At 57.4% G+C, this 20,641-nt stretch carries 14 protein-coding genes and 1 pseudogene; 7 read left to right on the top strand and 8 right to left on the bottom strand.

Going from position 1 to position 20,641, the window contains the following annotated elements:
- The first annotated feature begins 14 nt into the window (after positions 1 to 14).
- Positions 15 to 848 (top strand): 23S rRNA (guanosine(2251)-2'-O)-methyltransferase RlmB, encoded by an 834-nt coding sequence (rlmB, locus tag QU667_RS07295; RefSeq protein ID WP_304986556.1) that lies wholly within the window; start codon positions 15 to 17, stop codon positions 846 to 848.
- Complete coding sequence (locus QU667_RS07290) at positions 841 to 1,374, top strand: NYN domain-containing protein (protein ID WP_304986555.1); 534 nt, start codon at positions 841 to 843, stop codon at positions 1,372 to 1,374. Before rlmB ends, QU667_RS07290 begins: the two co-directional genes overlap by 8 nt.
- Here the strand turns inward: QU667_RS07290 and QU667_RS07285 are convergent.
- The 6 genes and pseudogenes from QU667_RS07285 to trkA form a co-directional block, all read right to left on the bottom strand.
- Positions 1,374 to 1,496 (bottom strand): annotated as a pseudogene (locus QU667_RS07285) (secretion protein HlyD); the annotation flags it as partial. The gene QU667_RS07290 and the pseudogene QU667_RS07285 sit on opposite strands and share 1 nt — an antisense overlap.
- A 114-nt stretch (positions 1,497 to 1,610) precedes the next feature.
- The gene (locus QU667_RS07280) at positions 1,611 to 1,736 is read right to left on the bottom strand and encodes a secretion protein HlyD (protein ID WP_304988428.1); all 126 of its coding nucleotides are present in this window, start codon (positions 1,734 to 1,736) and stop codon (positions 1,611 to 1,613) included.
- Between the two features lie 188 nt (positions 1,737 to 1,924).
- On the bottom strand, positions 1,925 to 5,461 hold the full coding sequence (locus QU667_RS07275; protein ID WP_304986554.1) for an autotransporter outer membrane beta-barrel domain-containing protein: 3,537 nt from the start codon (positions 5,459 to 5,461) through the stop codon (positions 1,925 to 1,927).
- Between the two features lie 278 nt (positions 5,462 to 5,739).
- Complete coding sequence (locus QU667_RS07270; RefSeq protein ID WP_304986553.1) at positions 5,740 to 7,188, bottom strand: TrkH family potassium uptake protein; 1,449 nt, start codon at positions 7,186 to 7,188, stop codon at positions 5,740 to 5,742.
- 6 nt (positions 7,189 to 7,194) lie between these two features.
- Entirely contained in the window at positions 7,195 to 8,634 is a 1,440-nt protein-coding gene (locus QU667_RS07265) for a TrkH family potassium uptake protein (RefSeq protein WP_304986552.1), read from the bottom strand.
- Positions 8,634 to 9,983 (bottom strand): Trk system potassium transporter TrkA, encoded by a 1,350-nt coding sequence (trkA, locus tag QU667_RS07260; protein ID WP_304986551.1) that lies wholly within the window; start codon positions 9,981 to 9,983, stop codon positions 8,634 to 8,636. The genes QU667_RS07265 and trkA overlap by 1 nt, the downstream gene beginning before the upstream one ends.
- Positions 9,984 to 10,106: 123 nt before the next feature.
- Between trkA and QU667_RS07255 the strand changes: the two genes are divergently transcribed.
- From QU667_RS07255 to QU667_RS07245, 3 genes are all read left to right on the top strand, one after another.
- On the top strand, positions 10,107 to 10,901 hold the full coding sequence (locus tag QU667_RS07255) for an ABC transporter ATP-binding protein (protein ID WP_304986550.1): 795 nt from the start codon (positions 10,107 to 10,109) through the stop codon (positions 10,899 to 10,901).
- Positions 10,898 to 11,641 (top strand): ABC transporter permease, encoded by a 744-nt coding sequence (locus QU667_RS07250; protein ID WP_304986549.1) that lies wholly within the window; start codon positions 10,898 to 10,900, stop codon positions 11,639 to 11,641. The genes QU667_RS07255 and QU667_RS07250 overlap by 4 nt, the downstream gene beginning before the upstream one ends.
- Positions 11,642 to 11,764: 123 nt before the next feature.
- Positions 11,765 to 13,558, top strand: a complete 1,794-nt coding sequence (locus QU667_RS07245) for a methyl-accepting chemotaxis protein (RefSeq protein WP_304986548.1) — start codon at positions 11,765 to 11,767, stop codon at positions 13,556 to 13,558.
- Between the two features lie 257 nt (positions 13,559 to 13,815).
- On the opposite strand, the gene QU667_RS07235 is transcribed toward QU667_RS07245, so the two are convergent.
- Entirely contained in the window at positions 13,816 to 14,739 is a 924-nt protein-coding gene (locus QU667_RS07235; RefSeq protein WP_304986547.1) for a DUF4153 domain-containing protein, read from the bottom strand.
- Between the two features lie 37 nt (positions 14,740 to 14,776).
- Positions 14,777 to 15,364: a hypothetical protein gene (locus QU667_RS07230; RefSeq protein ID WP_304986546.1), complete on the bottom strand. Its 588-nt coding sequence runs from the start codon at positions 15,362 to 15,364 to the stop codon at positions 14,777 to 14,779.
- Positions 15,365 to 15,570: 206 nt separating this feature from the next.
- On the opposite strand from QU667_RS07230, the gene QU667_RS07225 reads away from it, so the two are divergent.
- Complete coding sequence (locus QU667_RS07225) at positions 15,571 to 17,460, top strand: type I glutamate--ammonia ligase (RefSeq protein ID WP_304986545.1); 1,890 nt, start codon at positions 15,571 to 15,573, stop codon at positions 17,458 to 17,460.
- Positions 17,461 to 17,945: 485 nt separating this feature from the next.
- Positions 17,946 to 20,519, top strand: a complete 2,574-nt coding sequence (gene clpB / locus QU667_RS07220) for an ATP-dependent chaperone ClpB (RefSeq protein WP_304986544.1) — start codon at positions 17,946 to 17,948, stop codon at positions 20,517 to 20,519.
- Positions 20,520 to 20,641 lie beyond the last annotated feature (122 nt).

The following is a 20,641-nucleotide window of genomic DNA, read 5'->3' as shown; positions in this document are numbered from 1 at the left end:
GCAGGGGGAGCGAAATGAAAGCGAAGGAACAACGCGCGGAGAAACGTGCAGACAAACGCACCGAGAAACGTGCAGAGCACAGCAGCGAGGAACAGCGCTCCGACATCCTCGCGGGTCGCCACGCCATCGTTGAGGCGATCAAGGCGGGGCGCGGCATCAACCGCATTTTGCTCGCGGACGGACTGCATGGCGGTGCTGTGCATGAGCTGCGCGATCTCGCACGGGAGCACGGGATTACCGTGGATACGGTGGGACGGGCAAAGCTGGATGCCGCCGTTCCCGATGGCGTGCGGCATCAGGGCGCACTTGCCTACGTCGCGCCCGTCGCCTACGTCGCTGTCGAGGAGATCATCGCGGCGGCGCGGGAGCGCGGCGAGGATCCGCTGCTGCTTCTCCTCGACGGCATCGAGGATCCGCAGAACCTTGGCGCACTGCTCCGCACGGCGGACGCGGCGGGCGTGCACGGGATCCTTCTCCCGCGCCGTCACAGCGTCCCGCTGACCGAGACCGTCGCACGTGTCTCGGCAGGTGCGCTTGCGTACGTTCCCGTCGCCCGTATCGGCAACATCGCGCAGACCATGCGTGCGCTCAAGGAACAGGGCTTTTGGATCGCGGGCGCGGATATGGCGGGGGAGGAGACCTATGACCGCGCGAACCTCACAGGCGCACTCGTGCTCGTCATCGGCAGCGAGGGGCGCGGCATGAGCCGCCTCACGCGCGACCTCTGCGACTTTACCGTACGTCTGCCGATGTGCGGCAAGATCAACTCCCTCAACGCCTCCGTTGCGGGGGCGATCCTGATGTACGAGGCGCTGCGTCAGCGTATGGCGAAGGTGCGGCATGGCTAGGCAGCGCGATTCCGAATACTATCTGATTGACGGCTACAACGTTATCAATGCGTGGCCGGAGCTCATGCGTCTGCGCGGAAATCTCGACGAGGCGCGCGATGTCCTCGTGCATATCCTCACGGAGTACGGCGCATTTGAGAACTACGAGATGACCGTCGTATTCGACGCATTCTTTACCGAGGACGAGGAGCACGCGCAGCAGATTACCGACCGTATGCGGGTCATCTACACAGGGGCGGGCGAAACGGCGGACAGCTGTATCGAACGCCTTGCATATACGGCGGTTCGCGCGGGACGCGAGGTACACGTCGTCACTTCCGACGGCGCGGAGCAGAGCCTCATCCTCGGCGCGGGTGCCTACCGCATCACCTCGCCTGAACTGCGCCGCTCCGTGAAAAAGGCAAAGAAACTGATGAAGGCAGAATACATGAACCCACACATTCGACCGCTCGGGCGCATCGAAGTACACGAGCGGCTCGACGGCGATACACGCGCACGTCTTGAGGAACTGCGCCGAAAGAAATAAGGAAGCACTGATAAATTCAGCCGCGCCATCTTGACGTATCTTTTTTGCCCGCACTGTGTCGACAAATCCTCCACATAGCCCTTGCTATGCGTCCGGTTTGTCTCCTTGTTCGGACGAAAAATCTACGCCAATCTGACGGACTTCATTTTATCAGCGATTCCATAAGAAAAGAAATGTCTCTCATACATACGAAAAGAACCCGTTGGCAGAGAGCCGACGGGTTCTTTTCATATAAATTAGGGAAGCACTGATAAATTCAGCACCGTCGTCTTAGCCCATCTTTTTCGCCCTGTCTTTGTCGACAAATCCTCCACATAGCTTTGGCTATGCGTCCGGTTTGTCTCCTTGTTCGGACGAAAAATCTACGCCAATCTGACGGACTTCATTTTATCAGCGATTCCATAAGAAAAGAAATGTCGCTGATACATACGAAAAGAACCCGTTGGCAGAGAGCCGACGGGTTCTTTTCCATATAAATTAGAAAGGAGTCATTCTAGGGGGCAAGGTGCTCCCTCCACAGCAGAGAGAAGAAAGGAGCGCCCCGTGCTCCTTAGAATTGCCAAGCAAATCCCGCACGGAAACTCGCCCCGCGCTGTTTGCCCATCCACCCCTCGACACTGAGGTCGGCGGTGGAGTTCGCGCTCATTTGGGCTTTCCATCCGAGTTCGAGACTGGTCGAGAAGCCCTTCAGCGTGGGGGATGCCGAGGTGTAGGAGAGCCCTCCCGCACGGTGGTAGGTCGCATCCGCATCGCCGCTGAACTCATACTGCATGGAGGCACCGAGGATGAACGAGCCGCCCTTCTGTGGGAACATCCACCGCGCACCCGCGCGCAGAATGTTGCTGTCCACATCGGAGAAGGTATAGCGGTCGCCCGTGGAGAGCGTCACATCCGCGCCGTTCTGCCGCGTGTAGAAGTAGCGGACATAGAGCTCCTGACCGGTGCCGTTCGGTGTGGTGGTCTTGTGTCCCGCACCGACGTGTACGCCGATGTAGTTGGCATCGGCATCGTAGGACGTGTGCGTCGTGACCATTCCGGTGGTGAGATCGGCGGCGTAGTCCATACGGGAACGTCCGGCACGCAGACTGCCCTCGTAGAACATACCGTTTTCCTTCTCCTGCCGCATGAATACTCCGGCACCGATATAGCGGATGGAGCCGTTGCCGTGCGCGGCGTTCACATAGCTGTCGTAGTTGCCGCGCCCGTACTCGATGATGGGGCCGAAGATGAGGCGGTCATTCCCGTGCCTCAGTTCGCGCGAGAAGCCGACGGCGAGGTTCATGCCCTTGACATCGACGTGCGAGCCGGTCTTGACGCGCATGGAGGTTCCGCTCATGGCGGCAAACGGGGAGAATCCTTCGGCTGCCGCAGCCTCGATGGCGGCGTTCGTCATCCCCATGCCGGTGAGCAGATTCGCCCCGGTGCCGAGGAATGCCGCCGATCCTGCCATCGTCTCTGCGAGGGACTTGGCATTGTCCTCCTCCAGTCGGAAACTGTCGGGTGTCGGCTGCGGGGGCGGATTGGGCTGCGGGGGCGGATTGGGCTGCGGGGGCGGATTGGGCTGCGGATTGGACTGCGGGGTCTCATCCGGCAGTGTCGGCTGCGGGGTCTCATCCGGCGGTGCAGGCTCCTCCTGCGGCGGATGCGGATTGGGCTGCGGGGGCGGGGACTGTGTAACATTGCCGCCCCCGTCGATGGCAGAGCCATCGCGGTTGACGATGAGTTCCTTCCCGTTCCCCGTGATGCCCATGGATGCTGTCGATGCCCCCGAGACACCTTCCCAGACCGTCATCGTGGTTGCGGCGTTCTTGTTGATGGTACCCTCCGGTGTGTGGAGGAGACGCAGACGGTTCGCCGTACTACCGCTCCCCGGCAGATGTGCCTCGACAGCCGCATCCATCAGACTGACACCCTGCCCGCTGGTGACCGTGAGCATGGTATCATCCTTGGTCATGCCGGCGGGAATCCAGAACGCGTACTTCTGGAAGTCTGTCACATGATCGACGGTGATGCTCTTCGTCTCGCGCACAACGAGCGCGTTGCCCGTGACAGTGGTGCCGGCGGCGTTCACCAGAGCACCGTGGAGTCTGGCACGGGAGAGATCGTTCGCGCCCGTGATCTCGATCATATTGTTTCGGACGGTCGCATAAGATCCGGGGTGACTGCCGGATGCGGATACACCCTCGGCCTGTGCAGAGCCCGCATAGATGTCGCCCTGATAGACACCGCCGTGGATGTGCACCTCATTCTCCTCGGCGATGGCTTCTGCGAATGCTGCAGTCGTTTTGGCAAAGGCTTTGCCGCCGTGGATCTCTCCGTAGTATGTGCCCCCGTTCAGGTGGAGGATGTTCTTCGTTGCCGATGCGGTCGCCCGATCGCCCTTTGCCTCAGCCGCTGTAAGACCGCCGTACAGCCCACCTTTGATGACACCCGCATTCACCAAGACCTTGTTCTCTGCAGCTCGTGCCTCTGCCATGCGGTCGCCTGCGACATCCGTGTTCGTTGCAGAGCTGCTGCCACCGGATAGTTCCCCTAGGAATGTGCCGCCTCGGATGTAGAGCTCGTTCTCTGCTGCCAGTGCACTCAGTGTTATAGCCTTGTCTCCCTCGATGCTGCTGCGGCCCGCGGCACTCTCCAAGAAGGTGCCGGCATCTTCCCTGACCCAGACCTTGTTCTTGTTCGCCTCTGCCGCGCTGGTTCGGACATGTGCGCCATTGGTCTCTTTCTTCCCCCGTGCCAGACCGCCGTAGAATCTATATGCGTCCGCGTTGATGCGCAGCATATTCTCGTTTGCCTTGGCATCGAGGGCTCCCTCTGAGCTGACAGATGCAGAGCCGGAGACCAGCAGATCCTTGAAGGTGCCCGCGTTTGCCCAGAGCTTGTTGCGGTTCGCCGCGGCATTCGCCTCGCTGTCTGCTGGCGGATCATTGGACCTAATAACGGCTCTGCCGCCGTTCACTTCGCCTTCGAATGTGCCGCCCGCAATGCTGACCTCGTTCTCGTTTGCCGTGCTGTTTAACGTCTGGATCCTGTATGCGAAGAGATCGCTGACGCCGCCCGCACTATAGTCCGTAAACCTGCTGCCTGCGGCGATCCAGACCTTGTTCCGATTCGCCTCTGCCGTAGCCGATGGGGTAGATCTTTGCCCTTGACCTCCCCCTGCATATCCGCCGTAGAAGCTCGATGCCTTTATCTTTGCATTCAGTGTGTTCTCATTTGCCTGTGCGAGGGGGGGGCCGCCGAATGTAAGGGCATATGCCTCACCTCCGTACAGCTCATATACCTGCCGATCGCTGTTGATAATCAGGTGATTTTTCAGCGCTTTTGCCGTACCTGAGGTAGTAAGCGCGCCTGAATAAGCCTTACCGCCGTAGATCTTAGCCCGTTTCGCGAACCTGCCGCCTGTAATTGTGGCAGTATTTTCCTCCGCCGTCGCTTCACCGGAGGCAGTACAGCCATTCTCCCCTACATCACTTGCTGCATATCCTCCATATATCGAGTTAGGGCCTGATTCGAAATTGCCGCCTGTGATGTTGACGTAGCATTGCTTGACCTCTGCGACGGCCTGTGTACTGGGAGTGTGGACATCAACTTCTGCCGCACCGCCCGCAATATAGTCGCGCATGGAGAAAGTCACCATTGTGACGTCCTTGACTTCAGCGCCCGCATTGATAATGCGGGCAGTACCGCCGCCATAGAGTTTGGAATAAGCGCCGATGATACCTCTCATCTTGCCGCTGTAGACGATCGCCTTGCTGTTTGTGAGTGTAATGGGTGTGTCGTCTTCGTGTGAACTGTAGGATGCTCCATAGACTTTACCCCAACTGGTATCGTCGTCGCCGGTATCCTTGCCAATGTGGGGCACCTCGCCGCCACCCTCCGTACCGACGATGATGGTCGCACTCGTGCCGTCCTCGCTGCCCGCCACACTGCCGTTCGTGTTCTCTGTAATGTGAGTTACGGACTCCGCGTAGGCATAGGGGAGTGCGCCGAGGGTTACCGCACCTGCCGTGAGTGCGGCAAGGATGCGCGGGACGAGTGTCCGCGGGGGGGGGGACACTTCTTTGCGAGAAAAACGATGTTTCATACGGATCGACTCCTTTCGACATGGATCCTCTTTCGGCGGAGGAGAACTCAGATACGGTCAATCTGTCTCCAATCTCACTGTAGCATATTTTTGAATGGATGTAACTGTCATAAATGACAGGTGTCAAAAGTCCTAGTTTTTTGCAAACCCGCGTATTTCCTAGGGAGAACGGGTTTTTTCGACAAAAAATTTTTTTAATTTTTTTTGAAATTGCTGATAAAATGAGGTTCGTCAGATTTGCACTGCGTTTATCAGCGCTTTCTTCAGTCGTGCCGCTGTTACCATCGTTTCGTCTTGCGCCAGAACGAGGGGCGCAGGAGGATCAGGAGTGTAAATATTTCCAGCCGTCCGAGCAGCATGGAGAGACAGAGGACCGCCTTTACGAAGTCCGAGAGCGGCGCGTAGGTGGAGGTTGCACTCACAATGCCGAACGCAGGACCGATGTTTCCGAGCGTTGTGACGGCGACGGCGACGGCATCGAACGGCAGGAGACCATCCATCGTGAGGAGAAACGCCGTTACAAAGATGATCGCAAGATAGAGGAAGAAGAACGTCCCCACACGCAGGAGCATCGCGCTGTCCACATGAGCCCCGCCGAGAGAAATGTCGACGACACGGTTCGGGTTCAGCTTTTGGAGGATCACGGCGCGTGCATTGCGAACGAGCAGGATGATGCGTGCGACCTTGATCCCGCTCGCGGTCGAGCCTGCGCAGCCGCCGATGGTCATAAGGAGGAGCAGCAGCAGCTTTGAAAACGTCGGCCATGTTTCAAAGTCTGCCGAGACAAAGCCTGTCGTCGAGAGTGATGTCACTTGAAAGATTGCAGCGCGTGCCGCCGCCGTCCCATCCATTCCCATCTCGATGATGAGATTGAGTGCGACGAGGAACATCGCAGTGAGGATGATATAAAGATAGGTGCGAAACTCCGTATTGCGGAAAATGACAAGCGGTCCCTTGATCCATGCGCGGTAGTAGAGGGAGAAGCTGCCGCCCGCGAGGAACATGAAGAGGGCAGTCCACAGCTCGAATGCGAGACTGTGAAAGTGCATTGTGCTGTCGTCGTATGTCGAAAAACCGCACGTCCCAATCGTTGACATTGCGTGTGTGATGGCGATCCTGAACTCCACACCGCAGAGCATAAAGATGAGGGTTGTGACTGCCGTAAATACAAAGTAGATCTTAAAGAGTGCTATTGTCATATCACGTAGGCGCGGCATGACGCGATCCATCGTCGGACCTGCGCCCTCGGCGTTATACATATAGACCATACTTGCGCCGGACTGCGGCAGGAGCGCGATGAATATGACGATGATGCCAAGCCCCCCGATCCATGCCGTCATCATGCGCCAGAAGAGGATGCTGTAGGGGAGATGTCCGAGCGAGGAGAATACCGTCGCCCCCGTTCCCGTAAACCCCGAGATACTTTCAAAGAGTGCGTCGAGAAAGCCGAGGTAGTTGCCGAGGAGATAGGGAAGCATCCCGAGAAATGTCCCCGTGAACCATCCAAACGCCGTGATCGCAATGCCCTCGCGTGCCGTCAGCTCCTCGGCAGGCTTTCCGTAGCGGCGAAAGCCGACACCGAGGAATGCACTCAACAGGACGGACAGCATGAACGCCCCGCGGCTTGGCTCATTTCCGTAGACTGCAAGGGCAAGGGGGATTGTGAGAGCCGCTGTCATTGCGAATGAGAGGCGCGAGAGAATATAGTTGACCGTGTAGATGTTCATATATTGTTACCAATTATGTCCTGTGTCCTCAAGGAGAGAACCGACAAAGAGAAAAAATGCAAAGAGCTCGATGCGTCCGAGAATCATGAGGAACGCGCAGATCAGTTTTGTCCAGACAGGCAGAGCCGCAGCGGTGTCGGATCCCACGAGAGAGGAAACCCCTCCCGTCGTCGTAAGACACGAGACCGTCAATGCAATTGTTTCGATAGGACTGAGCCCCGCAAGGGCGATGAGGAGACTGCTGATCGAAAAGACGGCGGCGAAGATAAACGCGAGCACGAGAATGCGTCCCGCAGAGTGCAGGGGAATGATCTCTCCGCCCTGCCGCACGGCAAACACCATGCGTGGATGCAGCGTCCGCAGCAGCTCCGTCCATGCAAGCGAGAAGAGGACGAGCACACGCGAGATGCGGAATCCTCCTGCCGCCGAACCCATACAGCCACCGATGACAGCAAGCAGGATGAGCAGAAGTTCAGAGCCGCCGTGAAAGGAAATCTCGTCCTGCAGCATCAGACCGTTCGTCGAAAGAAAGGAAATGGCATAAAAAAAACCGTAGGCAACTGCGTCTGCAGCGGACTGTGTGCCGTGCAGCATGGGAAGCACAGAGAGCAGCACTCCTGCAGCGAGCAGGAGTGCAAAGAAGGAGCGCAGCTCCATATGGCGTGTCAGTCTGACTCCGGATCGGCGGCGAAAGAACTGCCGGAGCGTGAGCAGCGGCAGCGCCGAGAGCAGGGATACAATGCCTGCTCCCAGCATCAGGGAAGGGAGCGGCGCAAGACCGCCCGTCATGGGACCTGCGCCCGAGGAGATCGTAAAGAGTGCGAGGATGAGGGCGGGGAAAACCGCATCACCCGCCGCGAGATAGATCAAGACGGAAATGCCTGTAATTGAGATGTAGAGTATCGTCATTTCGCGCATGGGACGCGTCATGCGATTCCAGAGCGGACTGAAGAGGCGTTCCTGACGCACATTGAAATCCATGCCGAAACACCCGCCCACAACGGGCAGCACCGATACGAGAATCACAATGAAGAGCAGCCCGCCGAACCAGCTCATGAGAGCCCGCCAGAGGATGAGGGTGGGGGGCAGTGTCCCGTATAGAGCTGTCATGCCCGTGGTTGTCAGGGCAGAGATGCACTCGAAGAACGTATCGACGGGCGAAAGGTGCAGTCCTGCCAGATGAAACGGCAGCATCCCGAGCACAGCGAGCAGAAGCCAGACAAAAAGAAGGAACAGTGTCCCCTCCTCTACTGAAAGCTGACGCATATGACTGCGTCCCATATTTCCGAACACCATGCCGAGAATGGCAGTCAGAACGCCGAGCGCGAGAAATGAGCCGGCAAGCGGATCCCCGTATGCGAATCCATAGGCAAACGGGATGAGGTAAAGCGGTGCAAAGACATAAGCCGTGCGCCCCATCAGCACCCAAAACAGATCAAAACGCATCAGTCGTCTCCAAAATAGGCAAGCGCCTTCTTTGCGAAACTCTTTAGAACAAAGAGAATGACGCGGTCACCTGGCAGAAGCTCGGTCATGCCGTTCGGGATCGCGGCCTCCTCGCCGCGCACATAGGCGCATACCAGACATTCGCGCGGAAGCCGCGCATTCATCAGTTTTTTCCCAACGACAGGCGCACCTGCGCCGACGATCACCTCAAGAGCCTCCGCACGTGCGCCCTCAAGGAGGGTCACGCGCGTCACGTCGCCGCCGCGTGCATAGGCAAGCACCTCGCTCGCCGAGAGCAGACGCGCCGAGAGTGCGATGTTGACACCGACCTTCTCCATGAGGTCGATGTATTCGTTGCGATCCACGCGCACCACCGTCTTGATCTTATTGTCCGAGAGATGGCGGGCAAGAAGCGCAAGCATCAGATTCAGCTTGTCATCCTCCGTCAGGCAGACGATGACATCCGCCTCGGCGACACCCTCCTCCGTCAGGAGGTCGATGTCCGTCCCGTCCCCGCAAATCGCAAGCCCCGCCGTCAGTTTTTCCGCGAGCAGTTCACAGCGCTCACGGTTTCGGTCGATCACCTTTACCTGTACGCCCTGCCGCTCAAGCATGAGTGCGAGTGCGCGTCCCGTCCGTCCTGCACCGATGATGGCGGCACGCGTCAGTTTGTGCGTATCGCTCGGCACGAGGCTCTGACTGAACTCCTCGATGCGGTCGGGCAGACCGATGAAGTAGGCATTGTCCCCCGGGAGAAATACGTCGTCGCCGTGCGGGATAATCATGCGGTGATCGCGGAAGATCAGACCCGCGAGTATCCCGTGCGGCAGCGTCAGTTCTTTGAGCGCCTTGCGTGCAATGGCGGAGCGGCGTCGGATGCGCGTTTCAAAGAGGCGCACCTTGCCCTGCGCGAAGTCCTCCACATTGAGTGCGGCGGGGGTCATGAGGATGCGGTTGATTTCGTTTGCCGTGATGAGCTCGGGGTTGAGCACGAGGTCGATGTCGAAATTTTCCTTGAGATAGCGCCCCGCCTCCACCGTGAAACTCATATCGCGGATGCGTGCGATTGTATGCGCGATGCCGTGTTTTTTTGCGAGCACGCAGGCGACGATGTTCACCTCGTCGCTGTCCGTCACGGCGATGAGAATGTCTGCACTATTGATGTCGGGATCGTTCATCGTGAGCGGGCTTGCGATATTCGCCTCGATCGTCAGCACATCGAGCGTCGTCTTTGCCGCTTCGAGCTGACTGTCCTCGCCGTCCACGACGACGACATCCATGCCCTCCTCCGAGAGCAGTGCCGCGATGCTGTAGCCAAGTCTGCCCGCACCTGCAATTACGATCCGCACAATGATTTCCTCCTGTATTCCTGTGAAACATAAAGAAGTATACCATAGATTTGCAGCAAGTGAAACCGCTATCTCGGAGGACGCTGAAGATGGATTGAAATTCTTGGGAATCACTGATAAAATATGGAACGTAAGGGATCGCCGATAGGAGAGAGGAGTGGTGGCGTGTTGTGCTTTTCGGGGGTGTCTGTGGACTATGGAGCGGGGGCGGATGCCGTACACGCGCTGGCGGATACCTCGCTCTGTGTGGAGCGGGGAACGGTGCTCGCACTCATCGGTGCATCGGGTTGCGGCAAGTCAACGCTGCTGCGCGTGGCGGCAGGTCTGATCCGTCCGACGGCGGGTACGGTGACGAGTGCGGGCACCCCCATTGATCCGCGCACGCTGCGCATCGGCTTCCTGCCGCAGAACTACGGACTGCTCGCGTGGAAGACCGTGCGCGAAAACATTCTGCTCGGAGCAGAGATCAAGGGCGAGTGGAGCGCAGAGCGGATGGCGGCATACGATGTGCTTGTTGCGGATCTCGGTCTGAGCGAACTGCTCGACCGCTATCCGCGCGAGCTCTCGGGCGGACAGCAGCAGCGCGTGGGTCTGGCGCGTGTCTTTTTGCTTGCACCCGACCTCCTCCTCATGGACGAGCCGTTCTCCGCGCTTGATACGATTACACGAGAGTCCATGCAGGAGGTCTTTCTATCGCTCTGGAAGAAGCACGCAGTCACTACCATACTTGTGACGCATTATGTCGAGGAGGCGCTGACGCTTGCGCGTCGGATTGCCGTCATGACAGGCACACCGGGACGGATCACCGCGATCATCGACAACCCGTTTGCGGGTGATCTCGCCCGCCGCTCCTCACAGAACTTCTTTGCCATGGGGCAGGAGCTGCGTGCAAGGATTGCGGGGGACACTGTGCCATGAACAGGATTTCACTGCGGATGTTCGCGCTTGGCGTATGTTTCTGTATCGCGCTCTGGGCGGGGCTGTCGTATCTTCTCCAAATGCCTGTGATCCCGTCGCCCGCGCAGGTAGCGCTGCGCCTTGCGGCGAAATTCCCCGAAACGATTGCCGTTCATGCGGGCTATAGTCTCATGCGCATTGTACTTGGTCTTTGTGCTGCTGTCGCCGTGGGTTATCCGACAGGGGTGCTCATGGGGCATTTCCCGCGCGTGAACTGTTTCTTTGCCCCCGTCCTCTATCTGACCTATCCCGTACCGAAGATTGCACTGCTGCCCGTGGTGATGCTTCTTTTTGGCGTGGGGGAGACGAGCAAGCTGATCCTCGTCTTTCTTATCATCGTCTTTCAGGTCGTCGTCGCCGTACGCGATGCCGTTGCTGCGATTCCCTCAGAGACGTATGCGCCGCTGCGTGTCCTCGGTGCATCATTCTTTCAGATCGTGCGCCACATCATCGTGCCCGCCTCCCTGCCGAAGTTCATCACAGCGGTGCGCGTGGCGATGGCGACAGCGATCTCCGTCCTGTTCTTCACGGAGACGTTCGGGACGCAGTACGGTATCGGCTACTACATCATGGACGCATGGCTGCGCGTGAACTACCTCGATATGTATGCGGGCATCGTCGTTCTCAGCGCGATGGGACTGCTCCTGTTTATCCTGCTTGATTGGATGGAGCGGCGGCTGTGCGCGTGGAATCGAACATAAGGATTCCATTTATCCATCTTATTTTCTCGAAAAAAATGTGAAATTACTTTTCTTCTTCCTACAAATGTCCTATAATGCAGATTGGGATAGATTATGTAAATGAGTTTGGGAGGGCTCTGTTGTATGAAAGGTACTGTAGTCGCCACTTGGATTAGTACGTCGCGTGAGCTTTGGGGCAGCACGTTGGTTGACGGGGTTATGCAGGAGATGGGCTGGGAGCCGGATCGGCTCTTTTTGCCACTTGAGGATGTCGATGACGGCACGATCAAACGCCTGATGGAAACGCTCAGCAAGGCGAATGGTCTGTCTGTTCGAGATATTTGGTATGAAATGGGACGCGATAATATCAAGTCCTTTGCGCGTGTGTATCCGTCGTTTTTCGCGAATAAAAATCTATATACATTCTTGGCATCGACGTATGATATTCATGTAGAGATCGTGAAAAAGATTGCGGGCGCAAAACCGCCTCAGCTCATTATGACGCCGATTTCGGAATACGAGGCGGTATTTACCTATGACTCGAATCGGGGGCTTCTGGACTATTTTCGCGGGCTGCTCAACGGTTCGGCAGAGTATTTCAAGGAAAAACTCGGGGTCGAAGTTCAGGAACAGACCGCCACGCATATGAAGCTGAAGCTCACCTTTGAAAAGCCGATCTTCCGAGAGAAAAATTTTGGCATCAATAAGCTCGTCGCCTTTACCGGCTCGCTGTCGGGTGGCATTGGTCTGCTGACGTTTGCAGGGACGCTGATTTTATCCGTGCTGATAAGCCTCGGTGATGTTTCGTGGAAGACGTTCGTCCTTCCTGCGTGCGGAGGGCTGTTTGCCGCGCTCGGCGCCAGTGTCCTCCTGCGTCCTCTCGGAGCGATTGAAAAAGAAATTGATCAGCTGGTCGAACACAAATATTTCGACGCGCTGACGCTTCGCTCAGGCGACGTGTTCGAGCGGATCAATGATAAGCTGATTAAGTACCGTAGGCAGATGCAGGCGAACTTTACGGGGTTCAAGGGGACAGGGGACGAACTGCGGCGGTATGGCATTGACTTTGACGGGTTGGCAGAGAATATGGGGAGTGCCTCGGGGGACATCGCTGGTGTTATCAACGAGGTCGCCGACGGTGCTACGGTAGGGGCGGAGAATACCATATCCGTGGCAGATTTCCTCAACGATAATATGAAAGCGCTGCAATCGGTCGTCAATGAGCAGGTCAAGAATAACGATGAGCTGAATTACGCCGTCAACAATATCCACGAGGGTTTCAGCAAGGTACGGGCGTCCAGTACGAACCTCAATCACAGTATGGAAAAATTCACGGTCGTGAGGCAGGAGGTCGAGTCGCTCAGAGAGGCGACGGAGAAGATCATGGCGATCACGGGGCTGGTGACGGATATCGCAGGGCAAACGAACCTGCTCGCCCTCAATGCAGCGATCGAAGCGGCACGGGCAGGTGAGCAGGGGCGCGGGTTCAGCGTCGTCGCCGAGGAAGTCCGAAAACTTGCCGAGCAGTCGCAGGGACACGCCGAGGTCATCACGACCGATGTCATGGCGGTAACGCGGATCATCAATGAGGTCGTCGCTTCGGTCAACGAGGAATATGAGGTCTTGGAGCGTGAGAGCAATCAGCTCGTCCGCGTCGTCGAGGGGAACAATCAGTACATCGACAACATTCGCGGTGTGTCGGGAAGTATATCGGGCATCATCGAGCAGCTCAAAACCGAGATGACGAATATGGAAGATGTTCTCAGCAAGGTCGAACATATCGCTTCTATGGCAGAGCAAAACTCCGCCTCCACCGAGGAGGTGAACGCCGCTATGCACACGCATAATCTGAAGCTGCAGGATATGATGGAAAAAATCAAGCAGTTCAAGGAGGTCACGACGGCGTTCTCGGCAGACATCAATCACTATAAGACCTGAGGAAGCACAGATAACTCCTATGCAAAAGGCTGCTGCACGAAGACGGTTTTGTCCTCGTGCAGCAGCCTTTTTGGGTATCGCTGATAACACGGCACGATCGCACGGATTGAACAGGGGAGTGCTTTCTAGGGAATTGCTGATAAAATGAAGTCCGTCAGATTGGCGTAGATTTTTTCGTCCGAACAAGGAGGCAAACCGGACGCATAGCCAAAGCTATGTGGAGGATTTGCCGACACAGTGCGGGCAAAAAAGATGCGTCAAGATGGCGGCGCTGAATTTATCAGTGCTTCCCTAACGTATGAGTACAAATCCGCTTGCACTGTCCCAGACGATAGAGCCGTCCTCGGCTCGACTGACGGCAATAAGGTAAAGCCGAGAAGGGCGAACGAGGCGTACCAATTCATTGTGCCGACGGGCATCTCGCCTGCGCCGATGATCTTGCCGACGTAGAGGTAGAGGACGAGAAGCAGCAGAAGATAGACGGGGAAAAAGAGGTAGAGGAGTATCTTTTGTTCGGTGGCTGAAAGCAGGTGGGGAGCGTCCGCCTTTGGCAGTGTGCCGAGGAATGCGCCGAGTCCCCAAGCACCATAGGCGATCAGTCCGGCGAACCAATAGGAGGTCTCTGTTATCCATGGGGCGGCATCGGTGACGATCAGCGACCAAAAGGCGGCGGTGCAGAGTACCAGTCCGAGGAAGAACAGGATGCTCGTTCCGAGGGAAAAGCCTACGGCAAAGAGGAGGGCGGGGAGTCCCGGCGCTCTGTTGATGCGTTCGAGGAGAAAGAGGGCGAGGAATGCGAGTGCAAGGCACACGCCCTCTGTCCCGATGACGAGGTGTCTGCTCGGCATCGCTACGCCGTACCATATGTATGCGAGCAGGGCAAACAGAACGCCGGAGCACGCGCCACTCAGCAGCAAGGGGCTTTTCACGGGGCAAAGTTCGGTGAGGAGGCGGCACGCCGCCGCCGTCAGCCATGCGGCGAAGATGGCGGGCATGAGGCGCATGAGATGCTCGAAAAGGACGTTGTTCTCAGCATACCATGCGCTGTCATCGGGGCGCAGGAGGATCGCCGCTGCGCCGACGAGGAACAGAACCGTCTGCCAGAAAACGGCAGCGGGAAAACGACGGGCAAGCTCGTATGTCCTGCCTTTTAGCTGTACGATGCGTATGGAAATGTTCATGGCAGTCATCCTCTCTGTGCGTTGGTCTCCACGCGCGTCAACTCCGTATTTGTATCACGGATCCTGCCCGTGGTTCCTCCGTGCCGTCTGTGTCGTCGGCGTATTCCTTTGCGTCGCTGATCTCGATGAAGCAGCCTGCATTTCGGTCAAAGTCCCAATGCGGTGTGCGGTACCAGCGGTTCATCAGACGGACGTACTCCTGTACGCGTTCTTCAAATCGCTCCGGTGGAAAGATGGGGCGGATGAGGTGCAGATGGAGCTCAAAGGCTGCGAGCCGCGTATCCTCGATGGCGTTATAGACATACGATCGCCGCTCTGCGTAGAGCCATTTGCCGCGCTCGGCACGCAGTCTGACATAGCGCCATTTTTTTGCATTTTCCGTGCGGTGCTCTCGTTCCAGTGCATAGCCGAGCGACGCACAAACACGATCGAACTGCCATAGGCGAAGATCCTTTGCGTCGCGCGGTGCATATTCCAGTGTGTCCGGATCGCTGCGCTCGCCCTCCGACATGACGTTCAGACCATCTAGGTAATAGCCGTCAAAAATGCTGATGTCCCGATCTGCAAGTTCTCTCGGCAGGTGTGCGCGGATCCACGCCCAATCTACGTCCATTTTAGTTTTCATGGGGATCGGCCTCTTTTTCTCTGTGTCTTTATGATCTATTGTATTTGTATGGTGAATCTTCGTCAATAAATGGGGGATTAATGATTACTTCTTCTCAATATCTTTACAACGACCTCCGAAAAATGGTAAGATGAGCGCGTATGCTTTTGCCGTGCGGACAGGGGATCTGTTCGGCATTCTTTTTAGAAAAAGGGTGGTACGCAAAGATGAACGAGCTTCTCTATAAAATTCCTGCCAATACCCCGCGCGAAGAGGTGATTCGCCAGCTCAAGGCACATCCGGAGGTACGTTTTGTTTCGCTCGTCGGTATCGACATGGCGGGCAACGATACGGACGAGAAGATTCCCGTGCGGATCTTCATTGAGGACATTGAGAAATTCTACAACGGAACTGCCGTGCAGACAGACGGCTCCTCCGTGGTTCTGCCGAAGATCGCGACGATCAACAATGCGAAGGTGGATCTGCCGATTGATCCTGCGGTTAACTGGTTTGTGGACTACGATCCCGAGGGCGCGGATGAGGAGACGGGGCTGCCCATCGGGACGCTGCGGATTCCCTCGTTCATCATCCACGAGGAGAAGCGCGTCGACTCGCGTGCGGTGCTCGTGGATACGCTCGCCTATGTGAAAGCGGAACTTCTCGACTTCTTCCATGCCAATCCGAAGATCTCGGGGGCGCCCTCTCTGAACGGTGCGGACATTGTGGACATTGCGTTTACATCGGCGACAGAGCTTGAGTTCTGGGTCAAGACCCCGCTCGACGACAATGCTTCCATCGAGGAGATGTCCGCCTCACAGGTGATGAACGAACAGTATTGGGAGCGCACGCACGGTGCGGTGCGCACGGCGCTTGAGGACTGCATCATCCAACTTGACAAATATGGCTTCCACATGGAGATGGGACACAAGGAGGTCGGCGGGCTCAAGGCGCAGATCGACGAGAGCGGCCGCATGACGCACGTCTGCGAGCAGATCGAGATTGACTGGCAGTATGACAGTGCTGTGCAGGCGGCGGACAATGAGCTGTTTGTGCGCACGTTTGTCCGTGAGATCTTCCGTCTTTACGGGCTTGAGGTCAACTTCAAGGCAAAGCCGCTGATCGGGCTTGCGGGCAACGGCGAGCACACGCATCTGAGCCTTGCCGCGATCACGAAGGACGGCAAGCGGCACAGCCTCTTTGCCGCAGACGATCAGAACGCGGACTATATGAATGCGGTCGGCTACGGTGCGCTCATGGGGCTGCTCAAGAACTACGAGGCGATCAACCCGTTTGTTTCGGCGACGAACGACGCGTTCAATCGTCTGAAGCCCGGCTTTGAGGCTCCGGTCTGTGTCGTCACCTCGTTTGGCGCATCGCCCGCGATCCCGTCGCGCAACCGCACGGTGCTTGTGAGTCTCATCCGCGATCTCAAAAATCCGCTCGCGACGCGGTTCGAGCTGCGTGCAACAAATCCGTATTCCAATACCTACCTTGTCATTGCCGCATCTTATCTTGCGATTCTCGACGGCATCAAGCATTCGGCGGGACGCAGTACGGCAGAACTTCTCGGCGAGCTGTCGAAGCAGCCGGGGGAGAAGGGCTTTTATCTCGAAACCGACCGTGCCTATCGGAGCGAGGAGGACGTATTCGAGCACTACACGGCGGACGAGCGCGACGCACGCTTCGGGAAACCGCCCGCGACGGTGTGGGAGAATATGCTCGGCTTTGACCTCTATCCCGAGAAAGTGGCGGTGCTCACGGCGGCGCATACAATCCGCCCGCAGATCATCGACTCGTTCCGCACGGGAGCGCTCCTGCGCTGGAAGATCGAGCTCATCAGCCGCATCATCCCCGAGAACCGCAACATCGTCCGCCGCATGGTGGAGATCAAGAGCAATTTCGTGACGGATCAGGATGCCTATATGTGGAACAAGATCCATGACCTGCGCATCTATCTCGCGAAGGACACAATCGACGACAAGGCGCTCTTTACGCTGCTCATCAAGGCACTGGGTGACGGCGACTATCCGACGGCATCCGCCCTGCAGATCGAGATGTACGCGAAGATGGAGGAGCTCAAGGAGCTTTACGATACCTATAAAAAGAATATGATCTAAATGTTGAATCTGTGTCAAAGCTTACGGGCTACGTGCTCCACGCAAACACTTAGTTGCGCAAGCGTTCGTGCGCTTGTACGCTCAAATACCGTCGGACTTCTTAAACGCGCTTCGCTTGAACGAAAGAAATCCGACGGGGCGTACCGCGCAAGCGGTCAACGTCATCCAATCACACGTCGCTAACGCTCGTGTTCTTGGGACGTTTTCCCATGCGACCTGTTACCCAATCAGCTTTGTCCTGCGGACTTGCTTCTTGGACAGGTCAGTATTTTCTCGCTTGCTCCACTAGGGTTTGCTTAGGAGCATCGTAGCTCGTATTCTTTCATAATAGTTATCACAGAATTAGGCAGTTGTGGCTTCGTCGAATTTTCGTCGAAGCCTTTTCTGAAAAATAAAAGTCAAAAAATCAAAGAAAGTATTTGACTTTTTGACTTTAACTGCTATAATGGGTTCATAAAGACAAATATTCGATGGAGGGACACATGATGGAACAGGATAAATACACAGCGCGGACGCTCGCAGCTCTGCAATCGGCACAGCAGATTGCGGCGATGCGCTATCATCAGGAAATCACATCAACGCACGTACTGCTTGCACTTGCGAAGGAGCCGGAGGGACTGCTTGCAACAATTTTTGATGTCTGCGGGGTTGATCTGCCGCTGCTCAAGGCGCGGCTCGAAAAGGAGCTTGCCGCCATTCCGAGTGTGCATGGGACGAATCGTCTCGGCATGGGGATGGACATGGTGCGTGTACTCGGACGCGCTGAGGAACTGGCAAAGTCGATGAAGGACGAGTACGTTTCGACTGAGCACCTGCTGCTCGCACTTGTCACGGACGGGAGCGATGCGGTGCAGGGCATCGCGCGTGAGTTCCGGCTGACGAAGAGTGCGGTGCAGGACGCGATCCAGAAACATCGCAAGCAGAACGTCACGAGCGACAACCCAGAGGAGGGCTATCAGTCGCTCGAAAAATACGGGCGCGATCTGACGGCGGCGGCACGCGCGAACAAGCTCGACCCCGTGATCGGGCGCGATGAGGAGATCCGCCGCTCGATTGAGATTCTCTCGCGCCGTACCAAAAATAACCCTGTGCTCATCGGTGAGCCGGGCGTCGGCAAGACGGCGATTGTCGAGGGGCTTGCCCGCCGCATTGTGGCGGGGGATGTACCCGAGTCGCTGAAGAACAAGACGCTCTACTCGCTCGACATGGGCGCACTGGTCGCGGGCGCGAAGTTCCGCGGCGAGTTCGAGGAACGCCTCAAGGGCGTGCTGAACGAGATTGCAAAGTCCGAGGGGCAGATACTGCTCTTCATCGACGAGGTGCATACGGTTGTCGGCGCGGGCGCAGCAGAGGGCGCGATGGATGCGGGCAACCTGTTGAAGCCGCTCCTTGCACGCGGCGAACTGCGCTGTATCGGTGCGACGACGCTGAACGAGTACCGCAAGTACATCGAGAAGGATACGGCGCTCGAACGCCGCTTCCAACCGGTCATGGTCGGTGAGCCGAGCGTGGAGGATACGGTCTCGATTCTGCGTGGACTCAAGGAGCGCTATGAGGTGCATCACGGCGTGCGTATCCGCGACGCGGCACTCGTGGCGGCGGCGACACTCTCCGACCGCTATATCTCCGACCGTTTCCTGCCGGACAAGGCAATCGACCTCGTCGATGAGGCGGCGGCAAAGCTGCGCACGGAGATCGAGTCCATGCCCGCACCGCTCGACGAGATCCGGCGCAAGATCCTCCAGCTCGACATCGAGGAGGAGGCTCTGAAAAAGGAGACGGACGAGGCATCGAAGGAAAAACTTGCCGCTCTTGTTGCGGAGAAGGAGCAGCTGCACGCCGAGGAAGCGAAACTCCAAGCGAAGTGGGAGGAGGAGACGCAGTCCATCCTGCGCGTACGTGCCATCAAGAAGGAGATGGACGAGCTGCGCGGCGAGATGGAGGCGGCGGAGCGCGCTCAGAATCTCGCACGCGCGTCGGAGCTGAAATACGGCAAGATGCCGGAACTGGAGAAGAAGCTCGCGGAAGAGGAGGCGGCGATTGCCGCGAAGGCGGACGGCGAGCGGATGCTCAAGGAGGAGGTCGGTGAGGAGGACATCGCGCGTGTCGTCAGCCGCTGGACAGGCATCCCCGTAACGAAGATGATGACGGGCGAGCGCGAGAAGCTGCTCCACCTTGAGGAGGTGCTGCATGAGCGCGTCGTCGGTCAGGACGAGGCGGTGACCGCCGTCAGCGAGGCAATCCTGCGTGCACGCGCGGGCATCAAGGATCCGAACCGCCCGATCGGCTCGTTTATCTTCCTTGGTCCTACGGGTGTGGGCAAGACGGAGCTTGCAAAGACGCTCGCCGAATCGCTCTTTGACGATGAGCGGAGCATGATCCGCATCGACATGAGCGAGTACATGGAGAAACACAGCGTTTCGCGTCTCATCGGTGCGCCTCCGGGCTACGTCGGCTATGATGAGGGCGGGCAGCTGACGGAGGCGGTGCGCCGCCGTCCGTACAGTGTCATCCTGCTCGACGAGATCGAGAAGGCACATCGCGACGTGTTCAACGTGCTGCTGCAAATTCTTGACGACGGGCGGCTCACGGACGGCAAGGGGCGCGTTGTGAACTTCAAGAACACCGTCATCATCATGACGAGCAATCTCGGCTCGCATGAGATTCTGAGCAAGGACTACGCCGAGGCGGAGCAGGCAGTGCGCGCACTCCTCAAAGAGTATTTCCGCCCCGAGTTCTTGAACCGCGTGGATGATACGATTGTGTTCAAGGCACTCACAAAGGACGACGTGAAGCGCATCGCGGCGATCATGCTCGCGGCACTCAGCAATCGCCTTGAGCGTCAGGCGGATATTCAGCTGACGTGGAACGATGCGGCACTTACGGCACTTGCGGACGAGGGCTTCGACCCCGACTTCGGTGCGCGTCCGCTCCGCCGTCTGCTGACGCACACGGTCGAGACGGCGCTCTCGAAGAAGATCATCGCGGGCGATGTGCGCGGCGGCGATACGGTGGAACTTGGCTTTGACGGAACGGAGTTTACGTTTAAGACGCTGTGACATAGACGAAAAAGGACTGTTTCTTCGGGGACAGTCCTTTTTCTGTGTTTCCGTACCAAAGGTTACAGCCTTTCTTCACCGTTCTGCGTTATAATCGTCACACAGAGATGATGATGTACGAT

The sequence above is a fragment of the Selenomonas dianae genome, from assembly GCF_030644225.1.
Lineage (GTDB): Bacteria > Bacillota > Negativicutes > Selenomonadales > Selenomonadaceae > Centipeda > Centipeda dianae.
Note: the sequence above shows the minus strand (reverse complement) of the source record. Positions and strands in the feature narration are given on the sequence as shown.

Bases quoted from the DNA above. Each gene is read 5' to 3' on its own strand.
- rlmB (WP_304986556.1), top strand. From the start codon at position 15: ATGAAAGCGAAGGAACAACGCGCGGAGAAACGTGCAGACAAACGCACC.
- QU667_RS07290 (WP_304986555.1), top strand. From the start codon at position 841: ATGGCTAGGCAGCGCGATTCCGAATACTATCTGATTGACGGCTACAAC.
- QU667_RS07275 (WP_304986554.1), bottom strand. From the start codon at position 5,461: ATGAAACATCGTTTTTCTCGCAAAGAAGTGTCCCCCCCCCCGCGGACA.
- QU667_RS07270 (WP_304986553.1), bottom strand. From the start codon at position 7,188: ATGAACATCTACACGGTCAACTATATTCTCTCGCGCCTCTCATTCGCA.
- QU667_RS07265 (WP_304986552.1), bottom strand. From the start codon at position 8,634: ATGCGTTTTGATCTGTTTTGGGTGCTGATGGGGCGCACGGCTTATGTC.
- QU667_RS07255 (WP_304986550.1), top strand. From the start codon at position 10,107: ATGGAACGTAAGGGATCGCCGATAGGAGAGAGGAGTGGTGGCGTGTTG.
- QU667_RS07250 (WP_304986549.1), top strand. From the start codon at position 10,898: ATGAACAGGATTTCACTGCGGATGTTCGCGCTTGGCGTATGTTTCTGT.
- QU667_RS07245 (WP_304986548.1), top strand. From the start codon at position 11,765: ATGAAAGGTACTGTAGTCGCCACTTGGATTAGTACGTCGCGTGAGCTT.
- QU667_RS07235 (WP_304986547.1), bottom strand. From the start codon at position 14,739: ATGAACATTTCCATACGCATCGTACAGCTAAAAGGCAGGACATACGAG.
- QU667_RS07230 (WP_304986546.1), bottom strand. From the start codon at position 15,364: ATGAAAACTAAAATGGACGTAGATTGGGCGTGGATCCGCGCACACCTG.
- QU667_RS07225 (WP_304986545.1), top strand. From the start codon at position 15,571: ATGAACGAGCTTCTCTATAAAATTCCTGCCAATACCCCGCGCGAAGAG.
- clpB (WP_304986544.1), top strand. From the start codon at position 17,946: ATGGAACAGGATAAATACACAGCGCGGACGCTCGCAGCTCTGCAATCG.